The following is a 7,488-nucleotide window of genomic DNA, read 5'->3' as shown; positions in this document are numbered from 1 at the left end:
CCCCCCCCCCCCCCCTGACCTCTCCTTGCAGGGGGGAGGTGGAGACCCGCGCTACCCGATCCGATCAAGCGGAAGCCGTATGAGAGCCGCGCATTCAGATGAAAGCCCCGCGCGTAAAACTCCCCGGCCCGATGTCGCCATAGACCTCGAAAGCTCATCGTGCCGTGCCGGCGCAAAGTGATCATGTCGAGACCGCGCCCCGCAAGCTGCGTTGTCTTGTCGGATGCGATCGAATCGAGGATCGACCGGAGATTTCGAGAAGGTCAGAGACCTTCGTTGGCCAGGCTCCTGCGCTGGGGCCGTGCGCGGTTCAGTACGACCCCCCCGACCATATCGAAACGGCCGGAGAGCACCGAGGCCGCCTCGGCAACGATCTTAGTCCGGGTCCGGTGCGCCTGCACGACCAGCAATACCTCATCAAGGCAAGCTATGAAGCTCTTGACCTCGATAACCTCGTAGACGGAGGGCAGATCGACGTAGATCTTGTGGTAGTGTGGGCGCAGTTGCTTGAGCAGACCTTCAAGCCGATTCTGGTTGAAAAGCGCAGCTTGCGACCAACCGGAGCCCTGGGACCCACTCGGGAAGAAATCGAAATCGAACTCGTCCAGCCTGACAACCGCGTCGGGCGCCTGAACCTGTCCGGACAGCACGTCGCGCAGGCCGTCATTGCTCGAGGCGTTGAAGGCAGCGGACAGACCCTCGCCCCGGCAAGCCGCATCGATCAGTAGAACGCGCTCCCTGGAGCGGCTCGCGGTCAAGGCGAGATTGAAAGCGATCAGGCTCTTGCCTTCGCGCGGCAGGGACGAGGTGATGCCGACGACACACGCCGTGTCGCGGCACCGCGCATCCAACTCTAGCTTCAGTTGGCGGAATGGCCGGTCGAAGGGCGCGTTACAGACGCTTCGCGCGAGCGTCAGGTCGAACTCTCCTTGGGTTGCGCGCGTAAGCCTGAGCCCTCTGCCTGCGGCGACATCCGGAAGCACACCCAGGCATCTGAGCCCGGTTGTGGCCTCTACGCGCTCGGCGGTGTCGAAGGTCTGGATGCGCGCCTGCTGAGCGACGACATAGAGCCCACTCAGACCGCTTGCTCCGAGGATGGCAAGACCGAGAATGACGATGGAGTTGGGCGAGCTTGGCTTGAGCGGAATCGAGGCGGTCTTGATGATGCGCGCCTCGTTCGTCGGAACATCCTGCTGCTGGGCCGTGTCGATCGAGCGCTGCAGGTACGCATCATAAAGGGACTTCGTCGCTGTTACCGTGCTCTCGAGGTTGCGAAGCGTGACCTGCGCTTCGGCACTGGTCGAAGCGCGGTTGATATCCGTCTTGAAGGCCTGCAATGCGCGGTCGGCCGCGATCGTCTGTTCCCGCAACTCCGCGAGCCGTTCCTTCAGCCAGCTGTTGAACTTGCGTGTCGCATCGTAACGCGATTCCGTCTCGCCATTGGTGTAGCCGCTAGCGATTGCGTTGGCGATCATCATGGCACGGACGGGTGACAGCGAGACGTAGCGGATGTCGAGTACGTAAGACAGTCCCACTCGCTTAACGCTCAGATTCCTCGAAACCGCGAATGCTACCGTGCGCTCGAGAGCCTCGGTGCTCATCGGAACTGGGGCCCGGCCGAGCCAGCTGTCCCAGAAATTGCCCTGATCGTCGTCCGGCTGGGGAGCGAATTCAGCATCTTCGATAAGCTTGTTGTCTCTGACCACCTTCATCAGAAGGTCGTCGGATTTGATGATCTCGGCCTGACTCTCGATGATGCTCGCGTCCAGCGGCGGATCGGAGCCGAACTGCGGCTTGATGATCTGGCTTTTCCGGGTGTCGATCATCAGCGAGGTCGATGCCGTGTAGCGCGGCGGCGCCGTCATAAGATAGGCGATGGCCGCGCCGAGGCAGATCGCGAAGATTACCACGATCATCTTGATGTGCCGGCGAATGGCACCGAGGATCGATGCCAGCGTCATGACATTGGCCGGCCTCGCAGTTCCGACAGACGACCGCTCGTTCTGAAAAATCGTCTCGTCTTTCAGCTTCAGCATAGTGAAAGGCCCTTGCTGTACTAGGGTCGATCGGCGGGTGGCACAAAAGCGAATTATGTTTTGAATAGATAATTCTTAAGAAGACGATACACGACACACGCGCAAAGTATCAAATCGTGGAACGTGCTTGAAGCGGTTCTCTGCTCTTGCTGCAATAGAGGGCCAGGCTTCACATTCATACTATCGGAACGCGGCACGAGCGATCGGCACAGGGTGTCATGATCTGCATACTCAAGATCGCTTGAACAACGATGAGCCCAATCACGGGGGTCACGCCGCAAGGTCCTCACTGTTGAGCCGCTCGATGATGTCATAGATATTATCGATCTTCCCACCCAGTACCGAAAACATTTTCCCGTACGGAGGCGATCGCGCAAGCATGATCGGCCGACCATCATTGCCGTCGTTGATCTTGAGGACCGTTTTGACCTCGTAAAGCGAGCGCACGTATCGCGACCGCCCGAGCGCGGGCAAGAAACGCTGTGCGTCGCGCAACATCCAATCGACGCGGGTCTGGTGACCGTCTCCGTGCAGAATGCGGTCGGGTGCTAGATTCCTGTCCTCGTCCCAGGTCGCATGTGGCGTGTAGCGGACATGGGTCAGGGAGTGGAGTCCGGCGGTCGGGAACGGCATGCAGGAGAAGAATGGGCCGTCCATCACGGTGATGCCGAACGCTTTGAGTTCATCCGGGGGCTCTATGAGGGAGATCTCGGTCAGCTCATGCCTGAGGACCTGAGCCATCTCGGTCGATTTCGACGCGAACTGCCCGAGATTGCAATATGTGCAGTTGAAAGCCAGATCGGCATCGAAAACGTAATGCTCCAAGCCGCGCTGGGCCTCCACTCGCACACCGCCCGGTCCCTGTTCGACCGCGAGGGCTTCGGTCGCAAGACGTATGTCGATTCCTGCCGCCAGCAGTTCCGCCTCGATTTTGCGCGCGAGTATCGCGCTGTTGAAGGCGTATTCCTCGACGATGTAGACGTCGCTGACGGTGTTCGGGGCGAACAGAGCTTCGATCTCCCGCGGGGCGCGGACCAGCGGAGCATCGATCGATCGGCACAACGATTCCATCTGCTTCGCGTTAATCTTCGAGCCGATCCGCGCGAGAGCATAGAGCTTCGTAAAGTCTCGAACCACGGACTCGGCATATGCGGCTACGAAGAGCGGATAGTTCGCCCGGCTTCGAGCGGCGGTCGTGAGACTGCGCGGGTAGTGATAACCATTGTGGACGCGGGCCTGATTCACGAGCGAGGCACGCTGCATGATCTGCGGCGCGGTTTCGAGCAGCGTCACGGCGAAGCCTCGCTGCTGGGCGAGATAGAGCGCGATGCTACAACCGTAGAATCCACCCCCGATGACGACGGCCGTAAGCATTTCAATCGGACGCCATTTCTATGTTGAGACGGTGCTTCACCTGCTGAAGCGAGCTGTTCGATTCTCCCACGATAAAATACGGCGGCCCGGCACCCCGCTGCCGAAGAACATGAATGAAATATTCGGCGATTATGAACAGACCGATCGAAAACAAGAAGAACATACCGGACTGCTGCAATGAAAGCGTGACCCAACCGGGTGCTACATCTGCTTTATACATGCTGACGCCCAGCACATAGCCCGAATAGATCAAGTTCAAGATAGCGCCCGACACTGCCAATCCGGAGGCAAGTCTCATCGGCGCCGTCGAGCTGTTCAGCAACAGAGACCAGGCGCGGCGCGCTCTGTGCACGAAACGGCTCTCACCCGTCGGTCTGCGGTGGCCGTTATAGACGATGGTGCATTTCGAGCAGCCGGCGAGCGCTGGTAATGTACGGTAGCGGAAGACCGGTTGCGGGTGTTGCAGCAAAAAATTTACTAGTCGCCGGCTCATGAGGCGCGATTGTGCCCCTTCCCGTGTCAGATCGAGACCCGTCAGAACCTTGTAGGTCCTACGAAAGAGGCGTGCGAGCGCAGCCTCGAACACCGATTGGTCCACCGGCGCGACGTTCTGAATAAAGACTAGTTCGTACTTTTCGGAAATCTTCTGCAGCATATCAGGAATAGTCTGAGCGATTTCCGGGTTGATATTCAGAACGGCTACATAGTCTCCCAAGCTATTCTCGATCCCGGCCCAAGCAGCTGCCTCAAACCCGACCTGAGATATGAGGCGGAACATTTGGATATTGCCAATCTCGCTCCGATCGATGTGGTCTCGCAATGCCCCTGCGACGCTGTCCGAACTCGTCTCATCAACCAGGATGATCTCGCAATCGCGAAGCTGAGAACTCACCGCTCTAGCAACTCTGACGATGTCCTTCGCGATCTCGGCATCGAAGGACTGCACCACCATGACGACGGAGAGCATGAATCGTGATTGCGGAACTTCCAAGCGCTGAAGCAAGTGCGCCTCCCGTGACACAATGGGGGCAAACCGGTGAGTTCGCTCGACCAGGATGCGAGGCTAGCGAATGGGACCCGAAGATGAAAGATTTGATCAGCCCAATTGCACAGCATGTATTGCTGAGATTGATCGATAAAGCGCAGAACGACAGACAACAAAACGTTGAATGAGTGTTAAGCAGTAGCTCGTTCCAATCAGACGAGACAGCGGTTGTCGTCGCTTCCTGATGGGTGGCGTTGTCCTCAGCGCCACAGCGACGCGGCGGCGAAGGCGCGGGTTCGCCATCTCGAAGTTCGACAATCGCTAAACTTGGCTCGCTTGCGACGCGATCTGGCGACCTCCGGACTGGCGGCCTGACGTGCTCTTGTTCATCGAGATCGTGCGTTCATATGGCGGAACTCTCGCCGGGCTGGAGCCCTTCGTTGAACTTTCAGACTACGGCGATCCCGACCGCCTCACGTGGGGGTGGAAGGCATGGCAGTGGTTGGCGAACGAAAATAGCAAGAATTGCTAGTTTCGGTCCTGCCGACACCTGAACCCGTATTTCAAGGACGCAGATTGCTGCCCGGTCGTGTCGGTCAGGTCGCTGTTCCGTAGACTTTCGGCAGTCTGCACGATCGTCGCGACCCGATCGGCCACCTCTGGCTTTCGCTGTTGGCGATTGGCAGCATTTTGGCAACGAATTGACCAACTTCAAGAACAACCGTAACTGCCATCTTGCAGTATTCATTGATGAGGGCTCGAACGCGATGGCAAATCGGCCGCGCAAGCATCGTTTCACGACAGCCGTAATGTTCATTGGGCTCGCAACCTTGAGCGGTCGCAGTTTCGCTCAGGATTATCGTCTGGCCGCGGGCGACTCGATCAATGTGTTCATTGCCGGCATCCCCAATTCGGATTGGAAAATCACCGTAGGCGGCGATGGGAAGCTCGTGGTGCCACTCGCTGGCACGTTCGAGGCTGCGGGAGTGGGTCTCGACAAGCTCCGAGCATCGGTCCGGACTGCGCTTTCGAAGAGAAATATCCGTTTCATCACGCAGGACGGGCGTGAGGTCTTCTTCACCCTGTCTCCAGACGATGTGACGGTCGACGTTGCCGCCTATCGGCCCGTATACGTCTCGGGCGAAGTGGAGACCGTTGGTCCTCAGGCGTTTCGACCAGGCATGACGGTCCGCCAAGTCGTCGCGGCGTCCGGGGGGGAAGGACGCAAGTCGAAGGGGGGCGAAGATGCCCGGCACGCGGACGATCTCCAAGGTCGGCTCAAGGACGTCGAATTCGAGATCCTGCAAGAGCGGATCAAACTGAAAGCCACCAAGGCAGAGATCAAAGGCGAGACCACCTTCGACAGTGGCGAGGCCTCCCAGGCCAGCCGGGATCCTGTCGAAGCCGCCGTTGCGAGAGGTGAGGCCGCACAACTTGCCGCACGGGTCGACAAATTTCGGACGGGACGCGACGCCGCGCAAGCGGCAGTCGTCCGGGCAACTGCCCGCGTGGCAGTCCTCAGCAAGCAGTATATCGAAGAGGATGAGGGCGCAAAAGCCGATGCGACCGAGGCTGCCAAAGTGGCCGATTTCATGCAACGCGGCATCACCTCAGCTCAACGTACGATGGAAGCTCGTCGGATGAGCTTATTGTCGGCAACGCGCGCACTTCAAACTGCAGTTCAGGTCGAAACGGCCAAAAACGAAAGGGAGGAGGCGATCAATCGTGTCCAAACACTTGAGATGGAGCGCCGTGTAAATCTTTTGTCGAATTTACATACAAGCGAAAAGAATATTGAGAAACTCTCGATCACCCGAAGCACGCTCATCGAGAACCTGTTATCGACAGACAGCTCGGCAAGTGCACTGCGGGATCTTGAAGTAAAATTCGACTTCACGATCCATCGCACGGTAGGGAGCAAAGCTTCGGTACTGTCTGCGCAAAAGGACGATTTCCTCGATCCCGGCGATGTACTGGAGGTACGCAGCACCACAGGGACCGGTCGGGTGGCGAACTCTCAGCAATAACCGACGCGGAAATTGCCATCTCGCGTTCGATTTGCAGCACAGGGAGCGCAGCCGATACACTCATGCCATCGCCTGTCGGGCGATCAATTCTTGATCTTCCCGAAGAAGACTATGCCAGGAGCTTGGTCGGATTGGAGACACGCGAGCGCTGCTGTGCCGCATCGCCTAACCGCGAAGAGGGGGATGCCATCGCGGCTCTCAACACTCTAGATATTCTGCCCAATTCCGTTTGATGCACTACGAATTAATCAAATCTTAAGCTCGCCGAGTTCCGATCGATGGCACTCTCAGGCCTCGTGACGCCCCAACCATCGCACCGATAGGCCTTTGATATTATTTGATAAATACCTCCGGGATCACTTCTTTCCTGGCTCCGGCCGTCCGAAGTTGATCGGTTGACGGCGACGAGACGCATGTCATCCGCCCGAATCAGCTTTCAGCATACTATAGTACTGTATTCATGAAGTGTATTAACAATTGTTATAAAAACAGGATTGTTATCTACGGCACCAAGAGTGTGGGGCGGGAAATTCGACGGAACATTAAATTGACGGCAAAAATTATTGCTTCGGTGCGCCGCACAACCTAAAACCCTTCGCGTTCACGCTGCAGGTCGGCGGTGGTTCGACCGAGGATAGTGCATCCTGGAGAACGTGCCGAGCAGGGCGATGGCGGACGTCGTCAATCAGATAGCAGAGTCATTCGATCTCATTATCCTGACCGTCGCCTCGGCGCGAGCGATATTCTAGTAAGTTAACTTGAAATCCTGCGCAGATTAGACCCCGCAGGGCAATAGTTAATTGTTGCAATTGATCAAAAGACTGGTTAGCATTTTCTGATAACTACGACGCGCTCGCACCTTATCATAGCTGTACTGCTAAGTAATCGCCGCAGGTGGGAGTTAGGCTTCTATCCGTCAAGTGGGGATTATTAGCATAAGTTTAAATCGTTTGGGGGGCTAGGTATCCAGGGTCGCTGCGCACGCTGTCTTTGACGGATGCGCCCATCGGACGGAGGTGCTGCATGCTACCGATCTCGACGAAAAGCTTTACCGTTCGCAGCGACG

General features: G+C 57.5%; 4 protein-coding genes. 1 reads left to right on the top strand and 3 read right to left on the bottom strand.

Annotated elements, in window-relative coordinates:
- Window positions 1-263: 263 nt before the first annotated feature.
- The 3 genes from MHA02_RS21365 to MHA02_RS21355 all read right to left on the bottom strand — a co-directional run bounded on the left by MHA02_RS21365 (window position 264) and on the right by MHA02_RS21355 (window position 4,413).
- Window positions 264-2,036: a GumC family protein gene (locus tag MHA02_RS21365; protein ID WP_147082549.1), complete on the bottom strand. Its 1,773-nt coding sequence runs from the start codon at window positions 2,034-2,036 to the stop codon at window positions 264-266.
- 270 nt (window positions 2,037-2,306) lie between these two features.
- Complete coding sequence (locus MHA02_RS21360; protein WP_147082547.1) at window positions 2,307-3,410, bottom strand: FAD-dependent oxidoreductase; 1,104 nt, start codon at window positions 3,408-3,410, stop codon at window positions 2,307-2,309.
- Window position 3,411: 1 nt separating this feature from the next.
- Window positions 3,412-4,413, bottom strand: coding sequence for a glycosyltransferase (locus MHA02_RS21355; protein WP_147082545.1), 1,002 nt, complete (start codon window positions 4,411-4,413; stop codon window positions 3,412-3,414).
- Between the two features lie 683 nt (window positions 4,414-5,096).
- Here MHA02_RS21355 and MHA02_RS21350 point away from each other — a divergent pair.
- Window positions 5,097-6,422: a polysaccharide biosynthesis/export family protein gene (locus tag MHA02_RS21350; RefSeq protein ID WP_147082543.1), complete on the top strand. Its 1,326-nt coding sequence runs from the start codon at window positions 5,097-5,099 to the stop codon at window positions 6,420-6,422.
- Window positions 6,423-7,488: the final 1,066 nt, after the last annotated feature.

This window comes from Methylobacterium haplocladii (assembly GCF_007992175.1).
GTDB lineage: Bacteria > Pseudomonadota > Alphaproteobacteria > Rhizobiales > Beijerinckiaceae > Methylobacterium > Methylobacterium haplocladii.
Note: the sequence above shows the minus strand (reverse complement) of the source record. Positions and strands in the feature narration are given on the sequence as shown.